At 74.3% G+C, this 218-nt stretch carries 1 protein-coding gene; it reads right to left on the bottom strand.

Annotation, left to right across the window (positions count from 1 at the left end):
• On the bottom strand, positions 1 to 218 hold a 218-nt coding region (locus QWJ41_RS21695; protein WP_302710576.1), incomplete at both ends, for a hypothetical protein.

Below are 218 nucleotides of genomic sequence, written 5' to 3'. Positions count from 1 at the left end.
GCGGGGACGAGCCCGAAGGCAGGGTCGTCGCCAAGGACCCCGTCGATCTCGGCGACCTCCTCGCCCCAGCTGGTGAGCACCCCGTCCGGCACCTGCTGGGAGCGCCACTGCTGGTGGATGCCCAGCTGGTCGGCGAGGTCGCCGACGCCCTCGTGGGGCTCGTCCTCGTCCTCGGTGAGCCCGGCCACCAGGAGCGCCTCGGCCTCCTCCCAGCGCCA

Origin of the sequence: Nocardioides cremeus (assembly GCF_030518195.1) — a bacterium.
GTDB classification, from domain to species: domain Bacteria; phylum Actinomycetota; class Actinomycetes; order Propionibacteriales; family Nocardioidaceae; genus Nocardioides; species Nocardioides cremeus.
Note: the sequence above shows the minus strand (reverse complement) of the source record. Positions and strands in the feature narration are given on the sequence as shown.